Annotated in this window: 25 protein-coding genes and 4 tRNA genes; 1 reads left to right on the forward strand and 28 read right to left on the reverse strand. The window is 41.3% G+C overall.

Features of this window, described 5'->3' with window-relative positions; genetic code table 11:
* Positions 1-3: 3 nt before the first annotated feature.
* The 17 genes from yycF to ACFVS1_RS20665 all read right to left on the reverse strand — a co-directional run bounded on the left by yycF (position 4) and on the right by ACFVS1_RS20665 (position 13,844).
* The gene (gene yycF, locus ACFVS1_RS20585; protein WP_034316131.1) at positions 4-711 is read right to left on the reverse strand and encodes a response regulator YycF; all 708 of its coding nucleotides are present in this window, start codon (positions 709-711) and stop codon (positions 4-6) included.
* A gap of 280 nt (positions 712-991) precedes the next feature.
* Positions 992-2,410, reverse strand: a complete 1,419-nt coding sequence (locus ACFVS1_RS20590; protein WP_387550095.1) for a peptidoglycan DD-metalloendopeptidase family protein — start codon at positions 2,408-2,410, stop codon at positions 992-994.
* A gap of 410 nt (positions 2,411-2,820) precedes the next feature.
* Positions 2,821-2,893, reverse strand: a tRNA-Phe gene (locus ACFVS1_RS20595).
* A gap of 29 nt (positions 2,894-2,922) precedes the next feature.
* Positions 2,923-2,998 (reverse strand) — tRNA-Asp (locus ACFVS1_RS20600).
* Between the two features lie 23 nt (positions 2,999-3,021).
* Positions 3,022-3,093 (reverse strand) — tRNA-Glu (locus ACFVS1_RS20605).
* Positions 3,094-3,101: 8 nt separating this feature from the next.
* Positions 3,102-3,177: transfer RNA gene (locus ACFVS1_RS20610), tRNA-Lys, on the reverse strand.
* A 264-nt stretch (positions 3,178-3,441) separates the two neighbouring features.
* Positions 3,442-4,734: an adenylosuccinate synthase gene (locus ACFVS1_RS20615; protein WP_076368493.1), complete on the reverse strand. Its 1,293-nt coding sequence runs from the start codon at positions 4,732-4,734 to the stop codon at positions 3,442-3,444.
* Between the two features lie 279 nt (positions 4,735-5,013).
* The gene (dnaB, locus tag ACFVS1_RS20620) at positions 5,014-6,378 is read right to left on the reverse strand and encodes a replicative DNA helicase (protein ID WP_034316139.1); all 1,365 of its coding nucleotides are present in this window, start codon (positions 6,376-6,378) and stop codon (positions 5,014-5,016) included.
* Positions 6,379-6,518: 140 nt separating this feature from the next.
* Complete coding sequence (gene rplI, locus ACFVS1_RS20625; protein WP_352924327.1) at positions 6,519-6,968, reverse strand: 50S ribosomal protein L9; 450 nt, start codon at positions 6,966-6,968, stop codon at positions 6,519-6,521.
* On the reverse strand, positions 6,965-8,935 hold the full coding sequence (locus ACFVS1_RS20630; protein ID WP_352924329.1) for a DHH family phosphoesterase: 1,971 nt from the start codon (positions 8,933-8,935) through the stop codon (positions 6,965-6,967). The genes rplI and ACFVS1_RS20630 overlap by 4 nt, the downstream gene beginning before the upstream one ends.
* Positions 8,936-8,976: 41 nt before the next feature.
* Positions 8,977-9,924, reverse strand: a complete 948-nt coding sequence (locus ACFVS1_RS20635) for a YybS family protein (RefSeq protein ID WP_387550098.1) — start codon at positions 9,922-9,924, stop codon at positions 8,977-8,979.
* 236 nt (positions 9,925-10,160) lie between these two features.
* Positions 10,161-10,400, reverse strand: coding sequence for a 30S ribosomal protein S18 (rpsR, locus tag ACFVS1_RS20640; RefSeq protein WP_053348323.1), 240 nt, complete (start codon positions 10,398-10,400; stop codon positions 10,161-10,163).
* Positions 10,401-10,448: 48 nt separating this feature from the next.
* Entirely contained in the window at positions 10,449-10,973 is a 525-nt protein-coding gene (gene ssb / locus ACFVS1_RS20645) for a single-stranded DNA-binding protein (RefSeq protein ID WP_057278276.1), read from the reverse strand.
* A gap of 69 nt (positions 10,974-11,042) precedes the next feature.
* Complete coding sequence (gene rpsF / locus ACFVS1_RS20650) at positions 11,043-11,327, reverse strand: 30S ribosomal protein S6 (RefSeq protein WP_034316153.1); 285 nt, start codon at positions 11,325-11,327, stop codon at positions 11,043-11,045.
* A gap of 193 nt (positions 11,328-11,520) precedes the next feature.
* Complete coding sequence (ychF, locus tag ACFVS1_RS20655) at positions 11,521-12,621, reverse strand: redox-regulated ATPase YchF (RefSeq protein WP_387550101.1); 1,101 nt, start codon at positions 12,619-12,621, stop codon at positions 11,521-11,523.
* A 168-nt stretch (positions 12,622-12,789) separates the two neighbouring features.
* Positions 12,790-12,987, reverse strand: coding sequence for a DUF951 domain-containing protein (locus ACFVS1_RS20660; RefSeq protein WP_034316158.1), 198 nt, complete (start codon positions 12,985-12,987; stop codon positions 12,790-12,792).
* 20 nt (positions 12,988-13,007) lie between these two features.
* A complete protein-coding gene (locus ACFVS1_RS20665; protein WP_387550102.1) occupies positions 13,008-13,844 on the reverse strand; it encodes a mechanosensitive ion channel family protein in 837 nt (278 codons plus the stop codon).
* A 393-nt stretch (positions 13,845-14,237) separates the two neighbouring features.
* On the opposite strand from ACFVS1_RS20665, the gene yyaC reads away from it, so the two are divergent.
* The gene (yyaC, locus tag ACFVS1_RS20670) at positions 14,238-14,873 is read left to right on the forward strand and encodes a spore protease YyaC (protein WP_352924336.1); all 636 of its coding nucleotides are present in this window, start codon (positions 14,238-14,240) and stop codon (positions 14,871-14,873) included.
* Between the two features lie 54 nt (positions 14,874-14,927).
* Here yyaC and ACFVS1_RS20675 read toward each other — a convergent pair whose 3' ends face one another.
* From ACFVS1_RS20675 to rpmH, 11 genes are all read right to left on the reverse strand, one after another.
* Positions 14,928-15,629, reverse strand: coding sequence for a DUF554 domain-containing protein (locus tag ACFVS1_RS20675; protein ID WP_352924338.1), 702 nt, complete (start codon positions 15,627-15,629; stop codon positions 14,928-14,930).
* Positions 15,630-15,671: 42 nt separating this feature from the next.
* Positions 15,672-16,532, reverse strand: a complete 861-nt coding sequence (locus ACFVS1_RS20680) for a ParB/RepB/Spo0J family partition protein (protein ID WP_387550105.1) — start codon at positions 16,530-16,532, stop codon at positions 15,672-15,674.
* Positions 16,525-17,286 carry a ParA family protein gene (locus ACFVS1_RS20685; RefSeq protein WP_352924342.1) on the reverse strand — a complete coding sequence of 254 codons (762 nt, stop codon included), beginning with the start codon at positions 17,284-17,286 and terminating at the stop codon, positions 16,525-16,527. Before ACFVS1_RS20685 ends, ACFVS1_RS20680 begins: the two co-directional genes overlap by 8 nt.
* A gap of 259 nt (positions 17,287-17,545) precedes the next feature.
* On the reverse strand, positions 17,546-18,406 hold the full coding sequence (gene noc / locus ACFVS1_RS20690) for a nucleoid occlusion protein (RefSeq protein ID WP_387550107.1): 861 nt from the start codon (positions 18,404-18,406) through the stop codon (positions 17,546-17,548).
* A 379-nt stretch (positions 18,407-18,785) separates the two neighbouring features.
* Positions 18,786-19,502: a 16S rRNA (guanine(527)-N(7))-methyltransferase RsmG gene (gene rsmG / locus ACFVS1_RS20695; protein WP_241589435.1), complete on the reverse strand. Its 717-nt coding sequence runs from the start codon at positions 19,500-19,502 to the stop codon at positions 18,786-18,788.
* Positions 19,503-19,532: 30 nt separating this feature from the next.
* Positions 19,533-21,419, reverse strand: coding sequence for a tRNA uridine-5-carboxymethylaminomethyl(34) synthesis enzyme MnmG (gene mnmG, locus ACFVS1_RS20700; RefSeq protein ID WP_352924346.1), 1,887 nt, complete (start codon positions 21,417-21,419; stop codon positions 19,533-19,535).
* A 21-nt stretch (positions 21,420-21,440) separates the two neighbouring features.
* A complete protein-coding gene (mnmE, locus tag ACFVS1_RS20705; protein WP_387550110.1) occupies positions 21,441-22,826 on the reverse strand; it encodes a tRNA uridine-5-carboxymethylaminomethyl(34) synthesis GTPase MnmE in 1,386 nt (461 codons plus the stop codon).
* 337 nt (positions 22,827-23,163) lie between these two features.
* The gene (gene jag, locus ACFVS1_RS20710; RefSeq protein WP_387550112.1) at positions 23,164-23,784 is read right to left on the reverse strand and encodes an RNA-binding cell elongation regulator Jag/EloR; all 621 of its coding nucleotides are present in this window, start codon (positions 23,782-23,784) and stop codon (positions 23,164-23,166) included.
* Positions 23,781-24,569, reverse strand: a complete 789-nt coding sequence (gene spoIIIJ / locus ACFVS1_RS20715) for a YidC family membrane integrase SpoIIIJ (RefSeq protein ID WP_352924352.1) — start codon at positions 24,567-24,569, stop codon at positions 23,781-23,783. Before spoIIIJ ends, jag begins: the two co-directional genes overlap by 4 nt.
* Positions 24,570-24,744: 175 nt before the next feature.
* Positions 24,745-25,101 (reverse strand): ribonuclease P protein component, encoded by a 357-nt coding sequence (gene rnpA, locus ACFVS1_RS20720; RefSeq protein ID WP_063234313.1) that lies wholly within the window; start codon positions 25,099-25,101, stop codon positions 24,745-24,747.
* Positions 25,102-25,181: 80 nt separating this feature from the next.
* On the reverse strand, positions 25,182-25,316 hold the full coding sequence (gene rpmH / locus ACFVS1_RS20725; protein WP_034316183.1) for a 50S ribosomal protein L34: 135 nt from the start codon (positions 25,314-25,316) through the stop codon (positions 25,182-25,184).
* Positions 25,317-25,657 lie beyond the last annotated feature (341 nt).

Genomic DNA, 25,657 nt, shown 5'->3' on the forward strand with positions numbered 1-25,657 from the left:
AAACTACTCCTGTTCAGGGTTACGCAGGTAATAACCGACCCCTCTTCTAGTTACAATCCAGCCAGGATGGCTAGGATTGTCTTCAATCTTCTCACGAAGACGTCTGACCGTTACATCGACCGTCCGTACATCCCCGAAATAATCATAGCCCCACACAGTTTGCAATAAGTGCTCCCTTGTCATGACCTGACCGATGTGCTTCGCTAAGTAATGAAGCAACTCAAATTCGCGATGCGTCAATTCAATCGTATCGCCCCGCTTGGATACCACATAGGCATCCGGATGGATCGTGAGCGTTCCTATCGTAATTTCCTTCGGTTCATTTTCCTGATCAGGAACCGGAACAGCTTGCTGACGTCTTAAGTTCGCCTTAACGCGGGCAATTATTTCCCGGGTACTAAATGGCTTTGTCACATAGTCGTCTGCACCAAGCTCCAATCCTAAGACCTTATCTATCTCTGAATCTTTTGCCGTTAACATGATGATCGGCGTTTCATACTTCTTCCTTACTTCCCTGCAGACTTCCATCCCATCGCGCTGCGGCAGCATGATATCCAGTAAAATCAAATCAGGTTGCCGTTCTTCTACCATTTTGAGGGCTTCATTGCCATCATAGGCACAAAAAACTTCATAGCCTTCTTTTTTTAGATTGAATTGTAATATATCAGCAATTGGCTTTTCGTCATCCACTACCAGAATCTTTTTATCCATGTACTTATCTCCTTTTTAATAACTGAACTGAATCTATTAAAAACCGTGTCCTTATCCGGGACCTTATTCACTTTTCCTTCTGCTTGCACCAATCTTCGCAACCTAGTTCAGCAAACTTACATATATATACCCAATAAAAGGCGCTGAACACCGGAATGAAAGCAAATTGTCTCTATTCTACTTTATCATTTTATAGGCATTAAATCACCTTTTTCCTATTATTCTCATCTATGTATGAAGCAGAAGAAGTCTTCGAATATTTTTCGAAGACTTCCACCGATTACTGACTTATATAGTTTAGCGGATTAACGAGAGACCCATTTTTATATATTTCAAAATGGAGGTGGACACCAGTCGAGTGCCCTGTTGATCCCATCATGCCGATTTTCATGCCTTTTTCAACCTTTTGTCCTGCTTGTACATCTATTGAATCCAAATGGGCATACACTGTCTTATACCCGTTATTATGGTTGATCGTAATCTTATTTCCATATCCTCCGGAGTTTCCGGCAGTTTCGATTATCCCATGATCTGCTGCCGTTATGGTCCTGGTGGTTGGCCGGGCAATATCAATACCTTTATGAAGTTTCCCCCAGCGCTGGCCCTGCTTACTGGAAATATAGCCCCCATCTGCAGGCCATGAATATGCCCCGCTTCCCTGTGAAGGAATGACCTTGGTGCCTTTTCTGGTGATTTCTGTTTTGGCTTTTTCCGTGACTTCTTTTTTTACGATCGTTTCACTGATTTTCTTTCCATTTGTTTCAGATACATTATAGGTGAATGCAAGAATCCCCTCTTTCCCCTTTTGATCAGTAATGATCTCGCCCTTAAGGAGTTCGTCATCCTTCTTCACTTTCTTTTGAAAAGGAATTCTCTCTTCCTTAAATACTTCTCTTTCTACCATAACGTTCACATAGGGGGTACGCTGGGTCACATAGAGACGCTCGCCCGCTTTAACCCCTTTGTTCTCATCCTGTCCCGGATTCAGCTCCAGCAGTTGATCCAGGTCCATATCATGCCTAGTGGCAATGGCTTCAAGATCTTCATCTTCCTTAGCCTCATAGATCGTCGTTTCTTCCTTTCCTTCTTCTATCATGGAAAGGGTATCATCGACGCTCTTGACTTCGTCTGGATTTACCATTGTCTTTATAGAGGTGACTGGAAGTGAAAATTCGATGTCCAGAATTCTACTTCCTGGCTCTTTTAACGGATCCGCATCTTTTTCACTTTCTTTTTTACCTGATTCGTATTCAGCATATTCCTCTTCATTCACATATAATAAAGTGATTTTCTCCAGAACGTCCTCGGCATCTTCCTTTGACGCAACATAAGCGACTGCCTGATTATCTATGTCGATTTCATACGCCTCTGCTTTCACATTCAACTGATCTTGAATTCCCTTAACAGCCTGATCGTCTTTTACTTCTTCATCGAATACCTCTTCAGGTACAAAAGTCAGCTGTTTCTCCTTATCGAATGTAAAGTCAGGATAATCTTCCTGTGCTTCTTCTACCTTATCGGCTACGATCTTTTCGATTTCCGTTTCATCCGTGACACTTCCGACGAACTCATCGTTAAGATAAACATGCTGTATGGTTGCAGTTTCCGATAGCCCAGCAGCAGTTGCCCGATTTCCTGCAAGTACTAAAATGATGGAAACCATCAACAGGATGATCCCCTTACCTTTTGAGCTAAACATAAATTGTCCTCCTTAACGGCTCAGTCACCAATTAAGAAACTAATCAAATTTATTTTGAGTTTTATTAGTCCAATTTAAATATCCACATGCTCATGACTGATTGCTATAATGGTTTTTATCACTCATAACTCTACCATATTAAGAAAAAAAACAAGAAACAGACTTCATAATGTAATAGAACTGTATAAATGGTGACAACATGTACCAATAAAATTGGTTATGGGGAAGGCTCAATAAACTGCGGAAAAGGGGGTGGACCTAAGCCCAGTAAGGTTAAAAGCAAGTTATATGTCCTATTGGTCTAAATTGGTATGTTACAAATCGTTAACAATCTATTAACAAGATTTCATTCAAAATACATTTGAATGAAAAACAAAAAAACGCCCTAAAGGAAGGCGTTTATAAAAGGATGGCTCAGGACGGAATCGAACCGCCGACACAAGGATTTTCAGTCCTTTGCTCTACCGACTGAGCTACTGAGCCAAATATTCTATTTTAGTATTAAAATAAAATGGCGGTCCCGACGGGAATCGAACCCGCGATCTCCTGCGTGACAGGCAGGCATGTTAACCGCTACACCACGGGACCAGTAAAGCATTTATATAAAGAAGTGACCCATACGGGATTCGAACCCGTGTTACCGCCGTGAAAGGGCGGTGTCTTAACCGCTTGACCAATGGGCCGGAAAAAATGGTGAGCCATGAAGGATTCGAACCTTCGACCCTCTGATTAAAAGTCAGATGCTCTACCAACTGAGCTAATGGCTCGTACTAATGAAATGTTTCTTTGCATGATGTGAACTTAAGCAGCTTGTTAATGGCTTGTTCTATTGTGACGACGCTTTTGATAATATCATGATTAGTATAGTTTTGGCAATAGTTTTTTGAAATAAAATTATTTTTTTCTTATCTTTTCATTTTCCCTACAGTTTAATCCATTCATTCGGTATCCCGGGCCTATCGAACGTGACAGAAGATGCATCTTAATAACGAAAGTAGAGCCGGCAAAAAAGCCAGCTCCTTTTTCATGAATTACGCTAGACGCCAAGGGCTTCTCACGACATTAGTTTGGTTACGGTCAGGACCGACAGAGAAAGTGGTCAAAGGAATGCCAACCAATTGAGATACGCGCTCTACATAGTGGCGAGCGTTCTCTGGAAGCTCGTCCAACGATTTGCAGCCTGTGATGTCTTCTGACCAGCCTGGCAGCTCTTCATAGACTGGTTTACATTCGCCAATCGCTTTCAAAGTTGCTGGAACCTCATGAATAATCTCGCCTTTGTAGTCATAAGCCACACAAATTTTGACCGTATCAAGACCTGATAATACGTCAATCGAGTTCAATGACAAATCGGTAATCCCGCTGACACGGCGAGCATGGCGAACGACAACAGCGTCAAACCAGCCTACACGGCGAGGTCTGCCTGTAGTTGTACCATATTCACGGCCAATTTCCCGGATTTGGTTGCCGACTTCATCATGTAATTCTGTAGGGAAAGGACCATCGCCCACGCGGCTTGTATATGCTTTACATACTCCAACCACATGGTTGATTTTCGTAGGGCCTACACCAGAACCGATCGTAACGCCCCCTGCAACCGGGTTAGATGAAGTGACGAATGGGTATGTTCCTTGATCGATATCAAGCATAACACCTTGTGCCCCTTCGAATAATACCCGTTTTCCTTCATCAAGTGCGTCATTCAATACAACGGATGTATCACAAACATATTTCTGCACTTGTTGTCCGTACTCATAGTATTCTTCCAAGATATCTTCGATTTTGAAACCTTCCGTTTCATAGAAACGTTCAAACATACGGTTTTTTTCGACAAGATTTTGAGACAATTTTTCCTCGAAAATTTCACGGTCCAAAAGGTCTGCCATGCGGATTCCGTTACGAGCAGCTTTGTCCATATATGCAGGACCGATTCCCTTTTTAGTCGTTCCAATTTTGTTGGCGCCTTTACGGTCTTCTTCGACTTCATCCAATTTGATATGGTAAGGAAGAATGACATGTGCACGGTTCGAGATACGAAGATTATCCGTACTCACCCCATGGCTATGTAAATAAGCAAGCTCCTCTACAAGAGCTTTTGGATCAACCACCATACCATTTCCAATGACACAAATCTTATCACTATAAAAAATCCCTGACGGAATTAAATGCAGTTTATAGGTAACGCCGTTAAATTTTATTGTATGCCCTGCATTATTCCCACCTTGATAACGAGCGATGGCTTCCGCATTCTGGGATAGAAAATCTGTTATTTTACCTTTACCTTCGTCTCCCCATTGTGTACCGACTACTACAACTGATGACATCTGAATAAAGCACCTCCAAAGGTTCACGTAATACCGATCATTAACCGGTTCTTATCAAACAAACCTATTTTATCAATAATCCAAACTGGAAGTCAATACAAAATCCGAACAATATACTTTTTAATAATTTATTCGTTCGTAAAAATGCGAAATATCTTTCCGGTTTTTTGGATTGTCAAACATTATTGTACCCTTTGATTTATTTTTCTATTATCATAACGGCCTTTCTTTTTCCCGAAACAGAGAAAGCCCGCCATTGCATGAATGGCAGGCAGTTTTCTATGCGCCGGGAGACATCGAATCATCATCGAAGCGGCGTTCAAGGTTAACGAATTTATTATATTCTTTCACGAATGCAAGCGAAACCGTGCCTACTGGACCATTACGCTGTTTCGCTATAATGATTTCAATGATATTTTTGTTCTCGGATTCTTTATCATAATAATCATCACGGTATAAAAATGCGACGATATCAGCATCTTGCTCGATACTCCCGGATTCCCGGATATCAGACATCATCGGGCGCTTATCTTGACGCTGCTCCACTCCCCGCGATAGCTGGGAAAGGGCAATGACAGGGACTTTAAGTTCACGGGCGAGCGCTTTGAGTGAACGTGAAATCTCGGATACCTCTTGCTGACGGTTGTCGCCTGAACGACCATCGCCTTGAATTAACTGCAGGTAATCGATCAATATCATGCCAAGGCCATGTTCCTGCTTCAAACGACGGCATTTTGAACGGATTTCACCAATCCTCACACCTGGCGTATCATCGATATAAATGCCGGCATTCGACAAGCTTCCCATCGCCATCGTCAGTTTACGCCAATCCTCATCTGTTAAGGAACCTGTCCGCAAATTCTGGGCATTGATATTCCCTTCAGCACAGAGCATACGCATAACGAGCTGCTCTGCACCCATTTCAAGACTGAAAATCGCTACATTCTCCTCCGTTTTGGTCGCAACGTTTTGAGCGATATTCAATGCAAAAGCGGTTTTACCAACCGAAGGACGGGCACCCACTATAATGAGGTCATTACGTTGGAACCCTGCTGTCATTCGATCCAGTTCAGCAAACCCTGTCGGTATTCCCGTGACATCCCCTTTACGGGTAGTCAAAATTTCTATGTTATCGTACGTCGCAACCAATACATCCTTAATATTTTGAAAGGACCCTGAATTTTTACGCTGGGCCACTTCCATGATCGTTTTTTCTGCTTCCCCGAGCAGCTCCTCGACCTCGTCCTCGCGACTGTAGCCTTCCTGAGCGATGTTGGTCGCTGTCCTGATCAAACGGCGCAGCAATGACTTCTCCTCGACGATGCGGGCATAATATTCAATATTGGCCGCAGTCGGCACCGATCCGGCCAATTCACTTAAATAAGAAACTCCGCCAACTTCTTCAAGGTTTTTTGTCGCAGCCAGTTCCTCTGTCACCGTGATCAAATCGACAGCTTTTCCTTCGTCATTCAATTTAAGCATCACATTAAAGATCTTTTGATGAGAGCTTCTGTAAAAATCTTCTGGAATCAAAACTTCCGATGTAACGGTCAATGAAGAGGGCTCTAGAAAAATGGCGCCCAGTACTGCTTGTTCTGCTTCTATATTTTGAGGGGGAATCCTATCCTGAAATTGTTCTATCATATCTTAAAACCTCCCATTCTAAGAGGATACCTTTTATATGTTTCTAGCAAAAAAGAAAAAAGTGAAAGGACAACATGCCCAATCACATTTTTCGTCTATCTCTATTTTATCAATTTTTCACAGATATGAAACAGCTAAAATTAGTTAATTTCTTTTACATGCACAGTCAGTGTCGCCGTGACCTCAGGATGAAGCTTGACTGGAAGCTTTGTATGCCCTAAAGAACGGATCCCGTCGGCAAGCTCCATTTTACGTTTATCAATCTTGATACCGTGTTTTTTCTGAAGCTCCGAGGCAATTTGTTTAGTCGTGATTGAACCGAATAAACGCCCGCCCTCGCCGGCTTTGGCAGATAGTTCAACCGTTAATTTCTCCAGCTGCACCTTTAATTCTTCAGCTTGCTGCAGCTCTTCCGCTGCAAGTGATTCTTCTTTATTTTTCTGGGCTTCCAAAGTTTTTACATTTGTATTATTTGCTTCAACAGCCAATCCTTGTTTAAGCAGGAAATTATGTGCATAACCATCTGCAACATTTTTAACTTCCCCTTTTTTCCCTTTACCTTTTACGTCTTTTAGAAATATTACTTTCATTCTTTATGTCCCCCTTCTAAATATTCATCAATAGCTGCCTTCAATCGACTTTCGGCTTCATCAATGGAGCATACCTGCTGAGTGGCTGCATTTGTTAGATGTCCGCCTCCATTCAACATTTCCATGATCACCTGTACATTGATATCACCGAGAGAGCGCGCACTTATGCCAACTGTATCATCGGATCGCTTAGCCATTACAAAGGAAGCGACAACGCCATCCATGGTCAATAGGGTGTCCGCAGCCTGAGCAATGAGCACCTGATTATGAACCTGATCGGTTTTTGCAGAGGCAATGGCAATACCCTTTTTATAAAAGATGACTTCTTCAATGAGCTTCGAACGTTTGATGTATGTGTCCACGTCTTCTTTTAAGAATTTTTGGACAAGCACCGTATCAGCTCCATGCGCCCTTAGATAAGAGGCCGCATCGAAAGTGCGTGAACCCGTTCTCAGAGTGAAGCTTTTCGTATCGACGATGATACCCGCAAGAAGCGCCGTCGACTCCAGCATGTCAATCTTTGAGCGTTTCGGCTGATATTCAAGCAGTTCGGTCACAAGTTCTGCGGTTGAAGATGCATATGGCTCCATATAGACAAGCAATGAGTTCTTGATGAACTCCTCACCCCGGCGATGATGATCGATGACCACAACCTTATCGATCCTATTCAATAACCGCTCTTCAATTACCATTGAAGGTTTATGCGTATCAACCACAACCAGCAAGGTCTCATCCGTAATCATTTCAAATGCATCATCAGGTGTTATGAACCGGGCATACAGCTCTTCTTTATTTTTGATCTCTTCCATTAAACGAAGGACGCTGCTATCGAGCTGCTGGGTGTTGATAACAATATAGCCTTCACGCTCATTCATTTGGGCAACCTTCAAAATGCCGATCGCTGAACCGATTGCGTCCATATCCGGGTTTTTATGGCCCATGACAATGACTTTATCGCTATCAAGTACTATATCCTTTAATGCATGCGAAATAACACGGGCACGGACCCTCGTGCGTTTTTCCATCGGATTGGTTTTGCCGCCATAGAACTTCACTTTTCCATTCGCTTGCTTTATGGCTACCTGGTCACCGCCACGTCCTAAAGCGAGATCCAAGCTGGACTGTGCAAGAGTACCTAGTTCCGGCAAGGATGGCACGGCCGAGCCGACACCGATGCTCAAGGTCAATGGTACATTTTGCTTTGCCGTCGTTTCCCTGATTTCATCCAAAATCGAGAATTTTCCCTTTTCAAGCTGCTGAAGGATATGCTCATTAAAGACAGCGATGAATCGTTCCGAAGAAACACGTTTAAAGAAAACGCCATTATCCCTTGCCCATTTATCAAGAAGTGAGGTAACCAAGCTATTAATGCTGCTTTTACGCTGATCATCCATTCCCTGGGTCAAATCATCATAGTTATCAAGAAGTATGATCGCAATTGCCGTTCGCTCATCTTCATATAATTTCTCGATTTCCACTTGCTCCGTCACATCAAAGAAGTAAAGAAGCCTTTCATCACGCTTATGGACCACCTTGAATTTCCGATCGTGGAGCGTAAGTGTCTCTGTCTCGATTTCTTGCTTGATTAACGGTACGATCGAGTCCGCAACATCGTATAGCGATCTTCCTGCCAAGGAGTCTTCACTAAAACAAGAAGCCAGGAATGGATTGGTCCATTCAATGTAATAATCCTCATTAAAGAGCATGATCCCAATCGGCATTTCCAATAACGCCTCTTCGCCTACCTTCTTTAAACGGTAAGATAAAGTCGTTATATACTCTTCTGTCTTCCGTTGCTTTTTTTCTACCATTCTTAATGTTAAATAAAATAAACCAGCAAGAATCAATAATCCAACAAGTGCAATAACCCAATTATAATAAGCCAGGACGCCCAAAAGTAAAACGACCGCGGCGAGCACCCCATATAATGGGGACTTAATCGAGTATTCTTTCAAATAAGATGGCATAGTTTCAGCTCCTAAAAGCATCTGTTTTGCAAAAAAGTCTTCTATTCCTTTTTCTTGATTGTCTCCCTAAATGGAAAGCCTAAATCTATTATACCTAAAAATCGGACGGCCGTCGTAATAATCGGAATCGGGATAAGCAAAGAAAAAACCACGATTAAAACAGGTATCGCCTTAACCCATGACTTAACATGAGCGATATAGAATATCAGGGAATATCCTTGTAATAATATGAAGAACTGCAGGATGAAAAATAGGTTCGTTATCGCCATATATACAAAACTGTTCTTGTCCGTATTCACAAAAAGAGCAAGAAGCATCGTAATTAAATAATACCATAAAAGGCTTTTCGGGAGTCGCAGATCTCGAAAATGGGGCCATTTTAACGCCTTATCACTGAATCTCTTCACAATGGGGTGCGCCGCAAGGAAAATCAATAATACCATGATGACGGACATCAAAACGAACAAACTTGGCATCAGCGTGTTCATCATATCGATTGATTCATACACCCGCTTTTCGACTTGTTCCGTCGGTGCCTGTCCAAAAGAATCCATGATGCCGATTGAATTTTCAATGGACCCCTCAAGAATGTTCATCGATTCTTCTATGTAATTAACATCCATTATCAAAACTGAAGCTGCATACATTAATAAAATGCCCCCCAGAAAGACAAGGACTGCGCTTATGAACATAGGTGCCATCGGTTTGTCCTTTTTCAAAAAATGGCCGATCGCAATTCCTGTTGCCCCCATGAGCAAGGTCATCGGAACAGACAATATCGTCCCGATGAGGATCGACAATAACGAGGCTACAAATAAGTAACCAAGACTCCATGATACCTTTTGTTTGATTGTGACGAGTATGAATGGAATGGGTAAAAAGAAAGTAGTGAAAATACCCAATAGTGGGATTTGAATGGTGATGAACAATAAAATGCAATATAGTGCCAGAAGTGCTCCGCCCTCGGCAATTCGTCTCCCGCTATTCATCTCTATTTCACCCCCTGTTATTATTATGTCTTATCTCCATCTTTATATTGTATCCGTTACGGCCAGGATATTTCAAACATCACATTCTTTTTTAGGATATGATTATTTTTTCTGAGGAAAACGCCCGGGTAACTTCCTTCTGAAATAAAAAAAAACCGCAATTCTGCAGTTTTCAGGCATAAGTGATAACTTATAAAAAAGGCACATTAAGGATAACTCCTCAATGTGCCAATTTATTATTCACCAGATACGTATGGTAGTAATGCCATAGTACGTGAGCGTTTAATAGCAATCGTTAATTTACGTTGATATTTAGCGCTTGTGCCAGTTACACGACGTGGTAAAATTTTACCGCGTTCTGAGACGAATTTTTTAAGAAGATCTGTATCTTTGTAATCAATTTTAGTGATTCCGTTAGATGTGAAATAACAAACCTTTTTACGCTTACCGCGTCCTTTACGTCCACCCATTGCCATAATATATTTCCCTCCCTGCTTTTTTGAATTTTCATTTTAAACGGCTGTTTAAAACGGAAGATCATCATCTGAAATGTCGATTGTTTTACCGTCATTTGCAAATGGATCATCATCTACACGAGTGTAGTTGTTATTGCTCCGTTGATTCTGATTAGGATTTTGTCCATACGAATTGTTGTCATTTCCGTTATTGCCATAACTTCTTTGACCCCCACCGTAAGAACCGCCTTCATTTCTTTCACCCGCTGAACTGCTTCGTGGTTCAAGGAATTGAACGCTCTCAGCCAGAATCTCCGTCACATATACGCGTTTGCCGTCTTGTCCTTCATAATTACGTGTTTGGACACGTCCATCCACGCCAGCTAAACTGCCCTTTTTCAGGAAGTTAGCTACATTTTCTGCCGGTTTACGCCAAACTACACAGTTAATGAAATCCGCTTCACGTTCACCTTGCTGATTCGTAAAACTACGGTTCACAGCCAAAGTAAAGGTAGCTACGGGAACTCCATTAGGTGTATATCGTAATTCAGGATCTTTAGTTAAGCGTCCTACCAAAACTACGCGATTCATCATCAGAATCAACCCCTAGGTTTCAAGCTTGTTTCATGTGAAACAAGATTAGAATTTATATTAAATATTGAATTAAACTTCTTCTCTAGTAGCCATGTGGCGAATAATGTCTTCACTGATTTTAGCAAGACGATCGAATTCTTGAATCGCAGCACTTTCAGCGTTAACTTTAAGAAGCATGTAGTAACCATCACGGAAATCATTGATTTCGTATGCAAGACGGCGTTTACCCCATTCTTTTGCTTCTACTTCCGCACCATTATCAGAAAGGATTGTGTTGAAACGTTCAACTAAAGCTTTTTTAGCTTCTTCCTCAATGTTTGGACGGATGATATACATAATTTCGTATTTTCTCATCACTGTCACCTCCTTTTGGTCTAAGCGGCCCAATTGGGCAAGGAGCAATTATTTATAATTACTCACAAGATAAAATTATAGCATAGTTAAAGAGGCTTTGCAACGAACGGTTCGACTTATTACAATTAATTGTAATCTGATGATTCAAGTCTCAAAAAAGACCCTACATATGGAACGGTAGGGTCTTGGAATCTTAAACGTTAAAACGGAAATGAATAACATCGCCATCGTTAACGATGTATTCTTTTCCTTCCAAACGGACTTTACCTGCTTCTTTTGCGGCACCATGACTGCCCGCTTCAAGTAAATCGGTATAAGAAACCGTTTCGGCACGGATGAAACCACGTTCGAAGTCCGTGTGAATGACGCCTGCACATTGAGGGGCCTTCATTCCTTTGCGGAATGTCCAAGCACGCACTTCCTGTACACCAGCTGTAAAGTATGTTGCCAATCCAAGCAGATTATAAGAAGCACGGATCAACTGATCAAGACCTGACTCCTCAATGCCAAGTTCAGAAAGGAACATTTCCTTTTCTTCACCTTCAAGCTCTGCAATTTCTTCTTCGATTTTGGCACAAATCACGATTACTTCGGCATTTTCCTTCGCAGCATATTCACGAACTTGCTGTACATATTGATTATCGTCAGCATTCGCCACTTCATCTTCGCTCACGTTCGCCACGTAAAGCGTCGGCTTCGCTGTAAGTAAATGCATGCCCTTCACGATTTTTTGCTGCTCTTCAGTAAACTCAACGGAACGTGCAGGCTTTTCATCTTCCAACGCTTCTTTTAAAGCCACAAGGATTTCATGTTCTGCAACAGCGGCTTTATCTTTTTGCTTGGCCATTTTTCCGACACGGTCGATGCGTTTGACAACTGATTCCAAATCGGCAAGGATCAATTCAAGGTTGATGACTTCAATATCATCGATTGGATTCACTTTTCCGGAAACATGGGTAATGTTATCGTCTGCAAAGCAACGGACGACTTGACAAATGGCATCCACTTGACGGATGTGGGAAAGGAATTTATTACCCAATCCCTCTCCTTTACTTGCTCCTTTTACAATCCCGGCTATATCCGTGAATTCAAATGCGGTCGGAACCGTCTTTTTCGGTTTTACCAATTCAGTCAATTTTTGCAGACGGTGATCTGGCACTTCCACGATCCCGACATTCGGGTCGATCGTACAGAAAGGATAGTTGGCAGATTCCGCACCTGCCTGAGTAATTGCATTAAATAAAGTGGATTTACCTACGTTAGGCAAACCGACTATACCAGCTGTTAAAGCCATTTATATTTCACTCCTTCAAGATGATTCGTACATATGGGAAAAGAACTGATCTTCTATAAAGACCATCCAATTACCTAAACCTTTCCCAATTATAGATTTCGCTTCCTAAAAAGACAAGTAAATCATGAGAAACGCAGGACTACTTTCACTCCCAAAAAAAAAGCATGATCACTCCTCATGCTTTTGCAGAACTTTTTTCATTTTCTTTGCGAATTCACGTCGGGGCAGCATCACGCTATGTCCGCACCCTTCACATTTTATCCGGATATCCATACCGAGCCGTATAATTCTCCACTTATTCACTCCACACGGATGTGGCTTCTTCATTTCCACAATATCCTTTAGTGCAAATTCCTTTTCTTCCATAACCATGAGCCCCCTAACTCTTATGACTCGCTGCCATTGTACGTAGATTTAATCCCACTATAATCAAGCGCAGCACTTATTTCTTTTCTTAATATCCTACTGATTTCTATGTGATGCATCGGCTTTGTTTCCGCTTTAATCCGAAAGACGATTTCTTCAGGACTGATTTTTTCAATTCCCAAAAATTCTGGTGCTTTGACCAAGGCTTCGTATTTGCCTTCCATACTGTTTAAAAGATGAATCAGCACCTTCTCGGCACGCTCGACCGATCCATCGTTAGGTATGGTCACATCAACAACAGCCACACTGTTTAAAATGGAATAATTCGTAACCTGGATGATGCTGCCGTTGGGAATGAAGTGCAATTCACCTGCACCGCTTTTAATTTTCGTCGTACGAAGCCCGATTTCCATGACTTCCCCTTCAAAATTATTGATTTTAATATAATCCCCAACCGAGAAATGATCTTCAAAAATAACGAAAAACCCGGTAATTATATCCTTGACCAAACTTTGAGCACCAAAACCAACTGCCAAACCGAGAACACCGGCACCAGCGAGTAATGGCATCACTTCAAGGCCGAAAATTTCCAAAATCATCATCAAGGCAATGAAGTTGATGACATAGGTAATGATATTTTCTAGCAATTTAATGAGTGTCGCTTCCCTGCGCTCCGATACCCGAATGGGACTCCTTAAACGTGTTTTGAAAAATTTATTCAGAATAGTCTTTCCTATTGTAATAATAATACGCGATAACAACAGAACAAGGAAGATTTTAATGATGCCCTCGCCCAACAGCAGCCATATCTTTTCATCCAATATCTCTTTTGTAACGTTATCATAAATGCGAACCATATTTTCCTCCTGCCTATTGCAAATAACAGCAAAACTATTATACTCCCCATATGATTTTTTCCCATATAGACGTATTCCTCTACCCTTCATGCACGGAGATAACCATGAAATAGAGAGATTTTCTCTATTTTATCAATAAATAATGGTTTCTGTACAAAAAAATTATGGGTATATAGGTAAAAGATTTAGAAGTTTTTTCCCAAATATTCAAGTAATTATTTACTAGAAAGTATAAATGAAAGGAATTAATAGAGGATAAGCGACGATTCCATATCCCCTTCAACTTTTTGCATGTTCTACAAAAAATTCCCTCATCCATTATGTTAATTACCGTATATTTTCCTCTTTTTATCCGTATACTGTAATACCAAATAAAGTAAAGGAGTTGAGCCGATGAATCTGAATTCTAGTCTATTTAATAATAATAAAAATAGATTGAGTCGCATCCTGCATGAAGATACGGATGCATCCAAACAAATTTCCCAGGAATTGATCAACCTCCTACCTACCGGAAAGCCTCAACCCATCGTCATCGTCTGTATAGGCACAGACCGTTCCACAGGCGATTCACTCGGACCACTTGTCGGCACTCTGCTTAGTGAAAAAGCTGAAAAAAGTTCTTCTTCATTCCATGTTTATGGTACTCTGGATGACCCTATACATGCGATGAATTTACAGGAAAAATTAAATGAAATCAAAAAGATGCATGCCAATCCATTTATAGTCGGAATCGATGCTTGCTTAGGGAAAATGAAAAGCGTCGGCATCGTTCAAATCGGCCAAGGACCAGTGAAGCCAGGTGCTGGGGTCAATAAAGATCTTCCTTCCGTTGGAAATGCCCATATTACAGGAATCGTGAATGTAAGTGGATTCATGGAATTCATGGTCTTGCAGAACACTCGCCTTAATCTTGTGCTAAAAATGGCCAAAACCATTGCCGAGGGAATTCATGAAGCACAAAATCATTATCCAATAAAACCTACCATCACTCCTTTCACATGGTCATTCAAGCAAGAAAAAACACTATGATCGATTTTTTCTTATCATAAAAAAGAAGGAAGGGGTCATCCCCTTCCTTCTTTTTTATACATAATACATGAAAGTAACCAGAATGGCGGTAATCATTATGCCTGGAAGCAGATTCGCCACCCTTATTTTGGTGACACCGATAATATTCAAACCAATTGCCAAAATCATGACTCCCCCAGTTGCCGTCATTTCCAATATGAAAGAATCCATTAAAGCAGTTGGGATCATCGTATTGATCTGCCTTGCAAAAATCGCCATTAATCCCTCATAAAGAAAGACTGGAAATGCTGAAAAAAGTACACCTATGCCGAGCGTGCTGGCGAGGACCAATGCCGTAAATCCATCAATGATCGCTTTTGTTATCAAAACGTCATGATCATTCCGGATACCGCTATCGAGGGCACCGATGATGGCCATCGCCCCAATGCCAAATATGAGTGTAGCCGTTACAAACCCCTGAGATATCGAAGTTCCTTCCTTCGCTTTCATCCTGCGTTCAAGCCAATTGCCTAAAGAATTAAGCCTGGCCTCAAGATTCATCCATTCACCAAGGACAGCCCCTCCGACAATACTTAAAATGACAACAAGGAAATTATCACTTTTAAACCCCATCTGCAACCCTAAGACCATGACAGCCAAACCGATGCCGCTCATGACCGTTTCTTTTATCTTTTCAGGTATATGTTGTAAAAACCTTCCTAAAATCGAACCGATTAAAATGCAGGCACCATTCACCAAGGCCCCTAATAATACCATCTCATCCACCTAATTTTCTGCATAAGTCGTCATAAAGGCGATCTAAGAGGAAAGGTTCTCTTGATCGATCAAATTCAAAATTCTTTCCAAATCTTCTTTTGAAAAGAATTCTATTTCTATTTTTCCTTTTTTCTTGCTTTGTTTTATCGTTACGCTCGTTCCTAGTCTTTCACGCAGACTTGTCTCCCGTTGCTTTATGAATATATCTTTTTTCTCTTGTTTCTTAGATTTGGTTTCACGTGAAACGGTATCATTCAATTGATGTATATATTGCTCTAGCTGTCTGACATTCATACCTTCTTTGAGGATTTTATCCGCTACCGGCTTAAGCAACTCTTTTTTCTTTAAACCTAGCAATGCCCGTCCATGCCCCATGGAAATTTCCCCGTCGGAGATATATCTCCTAATTCCTTCAGGCAAAGAAAGTAATCTAACATGGTTTGCTATATGGGGCCGGCTTTTACCTAGCCGATTGGCCAATTGCTCCTGGGTGAATTCCAATTTTTCAAGAAGTGTTTGGTAAGCGACAGCTTCCTCGATCGGATTCAAATCCTCCCGTTGCAGGTTTTCCAAAATCGCCAGTTCCATCATCTGCTGTTCGCTCAATTTTCTCACAACGACCGGAACTGTCTTTAAACCAGCTTCCTTTGCAGCACGATAACGCCTTTCCCCAGCCACGATCTCATATCCCTTAATGCTTTCCCGGGCAATAATCGGCTGTAATATCCCGTGTTCCATGATGGATTGTTTTAATTCTTCTATAGCTTCAAGCCGAAAGTTCTTTCGGGGCTGATAAGGATTTGGCCTTAATTCCCTTACTTTGATTTCGCGCACGATTTCATCTTTACTGATCTCCCCACTGTTGAAAAGTGCGTTAAGTCCTTTGCCAAGTCCTTTAGCCATTTGATACCACTTCCTTTGCCAGTTCTAGATAGACCTCCGCCCCACGTGACTTTGGATCATATATAATTATCGGTTCTCCATGGCTTGGTGCTTCACTCAAACGGACATTGCGGGGAATGATCGTTTGATAGACTTTATCCTGAAAGTATTTTTTTACTTCTTCTATGACCTGGAGACCTAGATTTGTTCTTGCATCCAACATCGTCAAGAGCACACCCTCGATTTTCAAATCATGGTTCAAATGCTTTTGGACGAGGCGGACCGTATTCAACAGTTGACTCAAACCTTCCAATGCATAATATTCACATTGTACCGGAATCAAAACGGCATCAGCGGCCGTTAAGGCATTAAGCGTAAGCAAACCCAGCGATGGCGGGCAGTCAATCACAATATAATCATATTGGCTTTGCACCAATTCTAACGCCCTTTTTAATCGGACTTCCCTCGAGATGGTTGGAACAAGTTCAATTTCTGCACCTGCAAGTTGAATTGTCGCAGGTATGGCATATAGGTTTTCTACCTTTGTTTCCATGATAACGGTACTGGCCTCGACATCATCAACCAATACATCATAAATACATTGTTCCACATCGGCTTTGTCAATCCCTGCACCGCTTGTCGCATTTCCCTGCGGGTCAATATCGACCATCAAGACTTTCTGTCCTATATATGCGAGACAAGCACTTAGACTGACAGAAGTTGTCGTTTTTCCAACACCGCCCTTTTGATTGGCAATGGCGAGAATCTTCCCCACGAATTCACCTGCTTTCAACTATCTTCATCACGCTATATCTATTGATTAGTACCGTAAATCCATTTATTTCTTTCTATTTTATCATGAATATTACTGGAAGAAATCGTTTTCTGAAATTCCTCTTAAAATTTCAAATACACCTAAAAGCATTAAAAATCCGGGGAAAGTTGAATATTTTCAAGGCGGAAAATGCCAGTTTTGGCGAGAAAATAAAAAAGCTTGGTAATCGAAGACTACCAAGCGGGCTAAGGATGGGGAATCAATTTTTTTTCTTGGGTATTTTTATCGTGAACTGATAATACTCCTCGAATTCTTCTTCCTCTGCATCCAAATTTATTCCATTGTCTGTAACCATATTGAGTGATTGGCGTATGGTATTCACGGCAATCCTCATGTCTTTACTAAACGCTTTTCGCTTAGGTTTCGGCTTCTGCACAGTACCCGTGAGGAGCTTGACGACCTGCTCTTCGGTCTGCTTGACGTTCAACCCTTTTTCGATGATTTCCAAAAGCAGTTTAAGCTGCTTTTCAGGACTCTTTAACGGTATCAACGAGCGGGCATGGCGTTCCGTAATTTGCTTTTGAAGAAGTGCATCCTGAACCTCCTGTGGCAGCTTAAGCAGCCGAAGCTTATTCGCCACGGTAGATTGACCTATTCCCAGTCTTTGTGCCAGAGCTTCTTGGGTTAAACTATGCAGCTCCAATAGTTTTCCGTAAGCCAAAGCTTCTTCAATCGGTGTCAGTTCTTCACGCTGAAGGTTTTCTATCAGCGCGACGGAAGCCGTTTCTGTATCGGTGAAATCCTTGATTATAGCAGGTGCCAATTCCCAGCCAAGCTTTTGCATGGCCCGGAAACGACGCTCACCTGCAATGATTTCATATTTTCCCTGACCATAAGCCCTTACTACAATTGGTTGAATGATCCCATGTGTATGAATCGTTTGAGCCAATTCAGCAATTTTATCGTCATTAAAAACGGTCCTTGGTTGAAATCGATTAGGCACAATATCAGAAATGGAAATTTTTCTTATCTCTTCATTATTATTGCTAGGTGTCTCCATCTCTAGTTGCTCTTCTTCCTTTTCGCCAAACCCAAAGAACCGCGAAAAAGGATGCTTCATCTTCCTACACCACCTTTTAAAACTCCCAAATAACATATTCTCTATTTAAAGGACAAGTCCTGCATACATTTCCCGACATGGTTATACATATGGCCCTTCACTGTAAAAATCATGTCGACTGGCGCCATCAAGGCAATAATGAGGAATGGAAGGCCAGTTATTAAGGATATCGGCCGGCATGTCCTAGACTATTTCCCTGAATCAGCCAGCACAGTGCACACGTTTTAACATGCACCTAAATGCCTTCTTGTTGGCAAATGCAGGATTGAGTGAAAATAATAAGTTCATACATTTATAGTAAAAGAAAAGAAGGGCGAGTACCAGCCATATATCTGAATCATCAGCGCTTACTATGAAAAACATACTCTTCTTGCAAAGATTATTCAATAGGCTGTTTATTTGGTGTCCCTGGTTTTCTCGGGTATTTTTTAGGAGTCTTCTTCACTTTTTTTACAGTAATGATGTTTCTTTCACTATTTTCCTCTGGCAATGTGAAAGGATGAATTTCTTCGATTTCTCCGCCTAACGTAAAAATGGCCTTCTTCCCATTGTCCATTTCATCTTGTGCACTAGCCGCTTTCATGGCAATGAACGTCCCATCCGGTTTAACAAGCGGCAAACATAATTCACTTAAAACAGACATCCTGGCTACCGCCCTTGCCATGACAATATCATAGGATTCGCGATGCTCTGGTTTTTGGGCGAAGGTTTCAGCCCGGTCATGATAGAAGGAAACTCCCTTTAATTGCAAGGAATCAGCAAGGTGATTCAAAAAGGAAATTCGCTTATTCAAGGAATCCACAATCGAGACGTGGATATCAGGGAAACAAATTTTCAATGGAATACTCGGAAATCCAGCTCCAGCCCCAACATCGCAAATTCGATATGATTTATTAAAGTCAAAATAGAAGGCTGCACTGATTGAATCATAAAAATGCTTCAGATAAACTTCTTCTTTATCAGTGATGGCTGTTAAGTTCATCTTTTCGTTCCATTCCACCAATAATCGATAATAAGTGTCAAACTGATCAAGCTGCTGAGGAGAAAGCTCGATCCCTTTCTCCAGCAGTGCTTGTTGGAACTGTTCAATATTCATGTTTGCTTCAATCCTTTTCGGGTATTTCCATTACTGAGATACTCTGGCGATCTTACCTTGTTCCAAATAAACAAGCAAAATGGAAACATCAGCGGGATTCACACCTGAAATTCTTGAAGCCTGAGCTACTGATAGCGGGTGGACCTGCTTTAATTTTTGACGTGCTTCCGTTGCAAGACCAGAAATTGCATCATAATCGATATTCTCTGGAATTTTTTTATTCTCCATTTTTTTCAGGCGATCGACTTGCTGCAAGGATTTTTCGATATATCCTTCATACTTGATCTGGATTTCGACCTGTTCCGTCACTTCATCGCTCAGTTCGACATCACTTGGCGCCAACTTCTGAATGTGGGAATAATCCATTTCAGGCCGTTTCAATAAATCGGAGGCACGGATTCCATCCTTCAACTCACTGCCGCCGCTTGCAGTAATGACTTCTTGAACCTCTTTGGTCGGTTTGATGAAGTTTGATTTCAGTCGTTCCTTTTCCATTTCAACCGCTTCTTTTTTCATAAGGAAACGATTGTAGCGTTCTTCTTTGATCATCCCGATATTGAATCCAATTTCCGTTAAGCGTAAATCGGCATTATCATGACGCAATAATAAACGGTATTCCGCACGTGAAGTCAGCAAACGGTATGGTTCATTCGTACCTTTCGTCACAAGGTCATCAATGAGTACACCAATATAGGCATCCGAACGGCTTAAAATCAGTTCTTCTTTACCGATTGCATTCAATCCTGCATTAATACCGGCCATCAATCCTTGTCCTGCTGCTTCCTCGTAGCCGGACGTCCCGTTAATTTGGCCTGCCGTATACAGATTTTTGATTTTCTTCGTTTCAAGTGTAGGCCATAGCTGCGTAGGAACGATCGCATCATATTCAATTGCATATCCTGCACGCATCATTTCCGCCTTTTCAAGTCCTGGAATTGTTTGCAGGATTTTCACTTGTACATCTTCAGGCAGACTGGTGGATAAACCTTGCACATAAACTTCCTTTGTATTGCGGCCTTCAGGTTCCAAGAAGATTTGATGCCGTGGTTTATCATTAAAACGAACGACTTTATCTTCTATCGATGGACAATAACGGGGGCCGGTTCCTTTAATCATTCCGGAATACATTGGTGAACGGTGCAGATTCTCATCAATGAGCTGATGTGTACCCTCATTCGTGTACGTTAACCAGCATGGCAATTGATCCGTTATGAACTTCGTCGTTTCATAAGAAAATGCCCGTGGCACTTCATCGCCAGGCTGAATTTCCGTTTTGCTGTAATCTATGGAAGAGCTATTCACACGTGGCGGCGTTCCTGTTTTAAAACGGACCAAGTCAAATCCTAACTGCTCCAAATGTTCAGAAAGCCTGATGGAAGGCTGCTGGTTATTTGGGCCGCTTGAATATTTCAGTTCCCCTAAAATGATTTCACCGCGTAAATATGTTCCAGTCGTGATTACGACAGTTTTCGCACGGTACACCGCGCCTGTTTTAGTGATGACACCCGTACATACGTCGTTTTCAACAATTAATTCCTCTACCATTCCTTGAATCAATGTCAAATTTTCTTGGTCTTCTATCGTCTTTTTCATTTCTTGTTGATAGAGAAATTTATCTGCCTGCGCCCTCAATGCACGAACAGCCGGACCTTTAGCCGTATTGAGCATCCTCATTTGAATATGGGTCTTGTCGATATTTTTCCCCATTTCTCCGCCTAAAGCGTCAATTTCCCTAACGACTATCCCTTTTGCCGGCCCGCCAACGGAGGGATTGCATGGCATGAAGGCGACCATATCCAAGTTAATGGTGATCATCAACGTTTTAGCTCCGACTCTTGCCGCTGCAAGACCGGCCTCACTGCCAGCATGACCTGCACCAATAACAATGACATCATAACTACCTGCTTCGTATTGCATATCCTTTTCCTCCTTTTACACTTATTTTCCTAAACAAAATTGAGAGAACAATTGGTTGATCAAATTATCCTGAACGCTTTCGCCAATGATTTCTCCGAGCAGCTCCCAGGCTTTCGTGAAATCGATTTGAACCAAATCAACCGGCGTACCCATTTCAATAGCATCGATTGCATCTTCGATAGACTGTAATGCCTGCCCCAGCAAAGCTATATGCCTGGCATTGGAAACATAGGTCAGGTCTCCCGTTTCTAAAGAACCTTCGAAAAATAAAGAAGCGATGGCTTCCTCCAATTCATCGACCCCTCGATCTTCCAGTAATGAAGTCGTAACAACTTTATGGGATGCCGCCTTTTCCTTAACCTTTTCCATATCGATTTTTTGTGGAAGGTCTGTTTTATTGATGATGACGATGACATCCATTCCCTCGACCGCTTGGAATAGTTTCTCATCTTCAGTAGTGAAATCATCGGAATAGTTCAATACAAGCAAGATTAAATCAGCTTCTTTTAATACTGCACGGGACCGTTCAACTCCAATTCGTTCAACGATATCTTCCGTTTCGCGAATTCCTGCCGTATCGACAAGTTTAAGCGGTACACCGCGAACATTGACATACTCTTCAATAACGTCACGTGTTGTACCTGGAATATCAGTGACGATTGCTTTATTCTCATGAACTAAGCTGTTAAGCAAAGAAGATTTCCCTACATTAGGACGTCCTATGATAACGGTCGCAAGCCCATCCCTAAGTATCTTACCCTGTTGGGCCGTGTGAAGCAGCTTCTCTATTTCCTTCTTCACATAACTGCCCTTTTCCAAAAATAAACGATGTGTCATTTCTTCGACATCATCATATTCCGGATAATCTATATTAACCTCGACTTGGGCGAGGGTCTGTAAAATTTCTTGACGCAGGCTTTGGATTAATTTCGAAAGCCGGCCTTCCATTTGACCTAATGCAACATTCATCGCTTTATCCGTTTTAGCCCGGATTAAATCCATAACGGCCTCAGCTTGAGAGAGGTCGATCCTGCCATTCAAAAAAGCCCGTTTCGTAAATTCACCAGGTTCTGCTAAACGAGCACCTTGTGAGAGAATGAGCTGCAATACCCGATTGACCGAAACGATTCCACCGTGACAATTTATTTCAACTACATCTTCCCTTGTAAATGTCTTTGGACCCATCATGACCGAAACCATGACTTCCTCTATGATTTCACCTGTTTTAGGCTGGATAAGGTGGCCATAATGAATCGTGTGTGATTTCACATCAAGCAATCCTTTTCCACCTGGTCCTTTAAAGATCCTGTCGGCTATTTCTATGGCCTCATCACCGCTGATTCTAACGATGGCGATTGCCCCTTCCCCTAAGGGTGTAGAGATAGCGGTGATTGTATCGAATTCCATGCTTTCACCTCTTATATATTGATGTTTCTATTTTTTTCTGATAATAAAATCGTCGAATCCCTAAATTACTACAATACCACAGTATATTGATGAAAAAAAGTAGATACTCCTTCCTCTCAAGAGTTATCCACATGCCATTAATCCATATTCTGTAACATTCATTTTAACTTATCCACATGTGAATAACAAATGTCGTCCGCTTCCCTTTACGGATAAAAAATATATAAAGATAAAGAAATATGTCACTTATTGTTGAATTGATACTTTGCAAAAACATATTCGACACACATTGATGGCGGGGCCTAAAAAAAAGAACCCCTGCTTAAAAGCAGAAGGTTCATTTAAGTGGAGTAATGACCAAGTGGCGATAAGGTTCCGTCCCACTTGAAGTCGTTTTTATTTTTGGATAATCCAAGAGGGCATTATGGATGACCTTACGTTCATAGGATGGCATCGGCTCGAGTGAAACAGCTTTACCTGTTTTCATGGCTTTATTTGCCATTCTTTCAGCCAATTGGATTAAGGTTTCATTGCGGCGATTTCGATAATCTTCTGCATCTACAGTAATATTCAAATACTGCTTTGAATACCGATTTGCGACAAGCTGCGCTAAATACTGAAGTGAATTTAATGTTTGACCCCTTTTTCCAATCAATAAGGCAATTTTATCACCTGATAAATGGAAAGTTACGTTCTTCCCTTTTCGGGTGACATCTATTTGTGCATTGACTTCCATTTCGACGCAGACATTCTTCAAAAATCCAAGTGTCTCTTCAATGGGATCCGGAGGCAATGTCACATGGACGATTGCCTTCCTTGCACCAAATAAACCAAAAAATCCTTTTTTGCCTTCATCTTCCACTTCAATCTCCACGCGATCCTTAGTGCTGTTCAGTTGAGCTAAAGCTAAATTTACTGCTTCTTCGACAGATTGTCCTGTAGCAGTCACTTTTTTCACTTTTTCTTTGCCCCTCCCGCGTTTTCCGCAGCTGCTTTTCTAAGATCCGGACCTTTGATGAAATATGTTTGAACGATACCAAAGATGTTACCAACTACCCAGTAAAGAGAAAGAGCAGCGGGGAAATTAATAGCAAATACAACAATCATGATTGGCATGATGTAAAGCATCATGGTCATTTGTGCCGCCATTTGTGGATTGGAGTTCATTCCAACCATGGACATCTTTTGCTGAATAAAGGTCGTGATACCAGCAACGACCGGTAAAATATAATAAGGATCCGGGGAACCTAAATCAAACCAAAGAAAACTATGTAAAGCAATTTCTTCCGTACGGCTGATTGCATGGTAAAATCCGATCAAAATCGGCATTTGCACCAATATCGGCAAACATCCCGCCAATGGATTCACATTATATTTTGAAAATAGAGCCATTGTTTCTTGCTGTAGTTTTTGTTGTGTGGCAGCATCTTTTGAGCTGTATTTTGCTTGAAGTTCTTTCATTTCAGGCTGAATGGCCTGCATGGCTTTCGAGCTTTTCACCTGTTTAATCATTAATGGCAGTAATGCTAAGCGAATGATAAGAGTAACACCGATGATTCCCAAACCATAGTTCTCGCCAAATGCTTCAGAAAGCCAAATGATCAGGGCTGATAATGGATAGACAATGTATGAATTCCAAAAACCTTCACTCTCCGCAGTAATAGGTTCTTTAATTTCCGTACACCCTGCTAACAACATCATTATCGAGGCTAGTCCAATAATGAGTAATATTCGTTTTTTCAACCGTAATTTCCTCCTAACTGCAATCAATCTTTTTTGAAACAATTGTGAACTGTTTATTAGAAGATTCCAAGGAAAAGTAATCCACTTTTTCCACAGTTACAATCGGGATTTTCTATGTCATCTTTCTCAAGTAACCACATGATCCGAGGAGTGCTTATTCGATGGTAGGGGGACTTTATTGTTTTTTCATTTTAAAGTTTAGTGATTTAGAACGTTTCAGGACATGGATCAAGCTGCTTTTCACCTGGAAAAAGTCCATCTCCGCCGCTGGTTTTCGAGCAATCACAATATAATCCTTACCCTCTTCTATATCTTCTTTCAATTCCAAAAACGCTTGCCGTATGTATCTTTTGATTTGGTTCCTTACAACGGCGTTCCCGATTTTTTTACTGACTGAAAGGCCGATCCGAAAATAATCCTGACCTGGCTTTTCTAGGACATAGACAACGAATTGCCGATTAGCAGAAGATTCACCTTTTTTAAAAACAAGCTGAAATTCGTCCTCTTTCTTAATCCTTAACTTTTTTTTCATTTTTACACCTTCATTACATGAATTGAGTCTCAGTAAATCCCTTATTTTGCGAAAAAAGACCACTGAGACTTTTCAGTGGTCTATGCAGATAATACTTTTCTGCCCTTACGGCGACGTGCAGCGATTACTCTACGTCCGTTTTTCGTGCTCATACGTGCACGGAAACCGTGAACTTTACTATGTTTGCGGTTATTCGGTTGATAAGTTCTTTTCATTATATGACACCTCCCTGAGGAATAACAGTTAAAGACAGTCTTTACAATTATATAGATGGAGGTTTCTACTTGTCAACCTCATCCATAAAAATAATTCTTTTTTAATGCTCAATGTCCAGTTGGCCTTTTTTTATTACCTAGCCTATTGTAAATGATTTTGCTCCGAACTGATATAGAAATTTTTGGGGAAAGGGAAATTTCCATCATTTTATCCATGAGCCCAAATATAAGATTCGCAATGAATCCCCCTTGATCGAAACAACATTCGACAAATAATAAGAATGGACGTGAATCATCTTTCGATCAGTCCCATGCTGCTCTTTCGGCTTGAACAACCTCAT

Origin of the sequence: Peribacillus sp. NPDC058075, from assembly GCF_042885195.1 — a bacterium.
Taxonomy (GTDB): domain Bacteria; phylum Bacillota; class Bacilli; order Bacillales; family DSM-1321; genus Peribacillus.

Bases quoted from the DNA above. Each gene is read 5' to 3' on its own strand.
- noc (WP_387550107.1), bottom strand. From the start codon at position 18,406: ATGAAGCATCCTTTTTCGCGGTTCTTTGGGTTTGGCGAAAAGGAAGAA.
- ssb (WP_057278276.1), bottom strand. From the start codon at position 10,973: ATGATGAATCGCGTAGTTTTGGTAGGACGCTTAACTAAAGATCCTGAA.
- rnpA (WP_063234313.1), bottom strand. From the start codon at position 25,101: ATGAAAAAAAAGTTAAGGATTAAGAAAGAGGACGAATTTCAGCTTGTT.
- ACFVS1_RS20675 (WP_352924338.1), bottom strand. From the start codon at position 15,629: ATGGTATTATTAGGGGCCTTGGTGAATGGTGCCTGCATTTTAATCGGT.
- ACFVS1_RS20665 (WP_387550102.1), bottom strand. From the start codon at position 13,844: ATGGTTCGCATTTATGATAACGTTACAAAAGAGATATTGGATGAAAAG.
- rsmG (WP_241589435.1), bottom strand. From the start codon at position 19,502: ATGAATATTGAACAGTTCCAACAAGCACTGCTGGAGAAAGGGATCGAG.
- yyaC (WP_352924336.1), top strand. From the start codon at position 14,238: ATGAATCTGAATTCTAGTCTATTTAATAATAATAAAAATAGATTGAGT.
- rpsR (WP_053348323.1), bottom strand. From the start codon at position 10,400: ATGGCAATGGGTGGACGTAAAGGACGCGGTAAGCGTAAAAAGGTTTGT.
- mnmE (WP_387550110.1), bottom strand. From the start codon at position 22,826: ATGGAATTCGATACAATCACCGCTATCTCTACACCCTTAGGGGAAGGG.
- rpsF (WP_034316153.1), bottom strand. From the start codon at position 11,327: ATGAGAAAATACGAAATTATGTATATCATCCGTCCAAACATTGAGGAA.
- ACFVS1_RS20660 (WP_034316158.1), bottom strand. From the start codon at position 12,987: ATGGAAGAAAAGGAATTTGCACTAAAGGATATTGTGGAAATGAAGAAG.
- dnaB (WP_034316139.1), bottom strand. From the start codon at position 6,378: ATGATAGAACAATTTCAGGATAGGATTCCCCCTCAAAATATAGAAGCA.
- ychF (WP_387550101.1), bottom strand. From the start codon at position 12,621: ATGGCTTTAACAGCTGGTATAGTCGGTTTGCCTAACGTAGGTAAATCC.
- yycF (WP_034316131.1), bottom strand. From the start codon at position 711: ATGGATAAAAAGATTCTGGTAGTGGATGACGAAAAGCCAATTGCTGAT.
- ACFVS1_RS20615 (WP_076368493.1), bottom strand. From the start codon at position 4,734: ATGTCATCAGTTGTAGTAGTCGGTACACAATGGGGAGACGAAGGTAAA.
- ACFVS1_RS20590 (WP_387550095.1), bottom strand. From the start codon at position 2,410: ATGTTTAGCTCAAAAGGTAAGGGGATCATCCTGTTGATGGTTTCCATC.
- ACFVS1_RS20635 (WP_387550098.1), bottom strand. From the start codon at position 9,924: ATGAATAGCGGGAGACGAATTGCCGAGGGCGGAGCACTTCTGGCACTA.
- rplI (WP_352924327.1), bottom strand. From the start codon at position 6,968: ATGAAAGTAATATTTCTAAAAGACGTAAAAGGTAAAGGGAAAAAAGGG.
- ACFVS1_RS20630 (WP_352924329.1), bottom strand. From the start codon at position 8,935: ATGCCATCTTATTTGAAAGAATACTCGATTAAGTCCCCATTATATGGG.
- rpmH (WP_034316183.1), bottom strand. From the start codon at position 25,316: ATGAAAAGAACTTATCAACCGAATAACCGCAAACATAGTAAAGTTCAC.
- mnmG (WP_352924346.1), bottom strand. From the start codon at position 21,419: ATGCAATACGAAGCAGGTAGTTATGATGTCATTGTTATTGGTGCAGGT.
- ACFVS1_RS20680 (WP_387550105.1), bottom strand. From the start codon at position 16,532: ATGGCTAAAGGACTTGGCAAAGGACTTAACGCACTTTTCAACAGTGGG.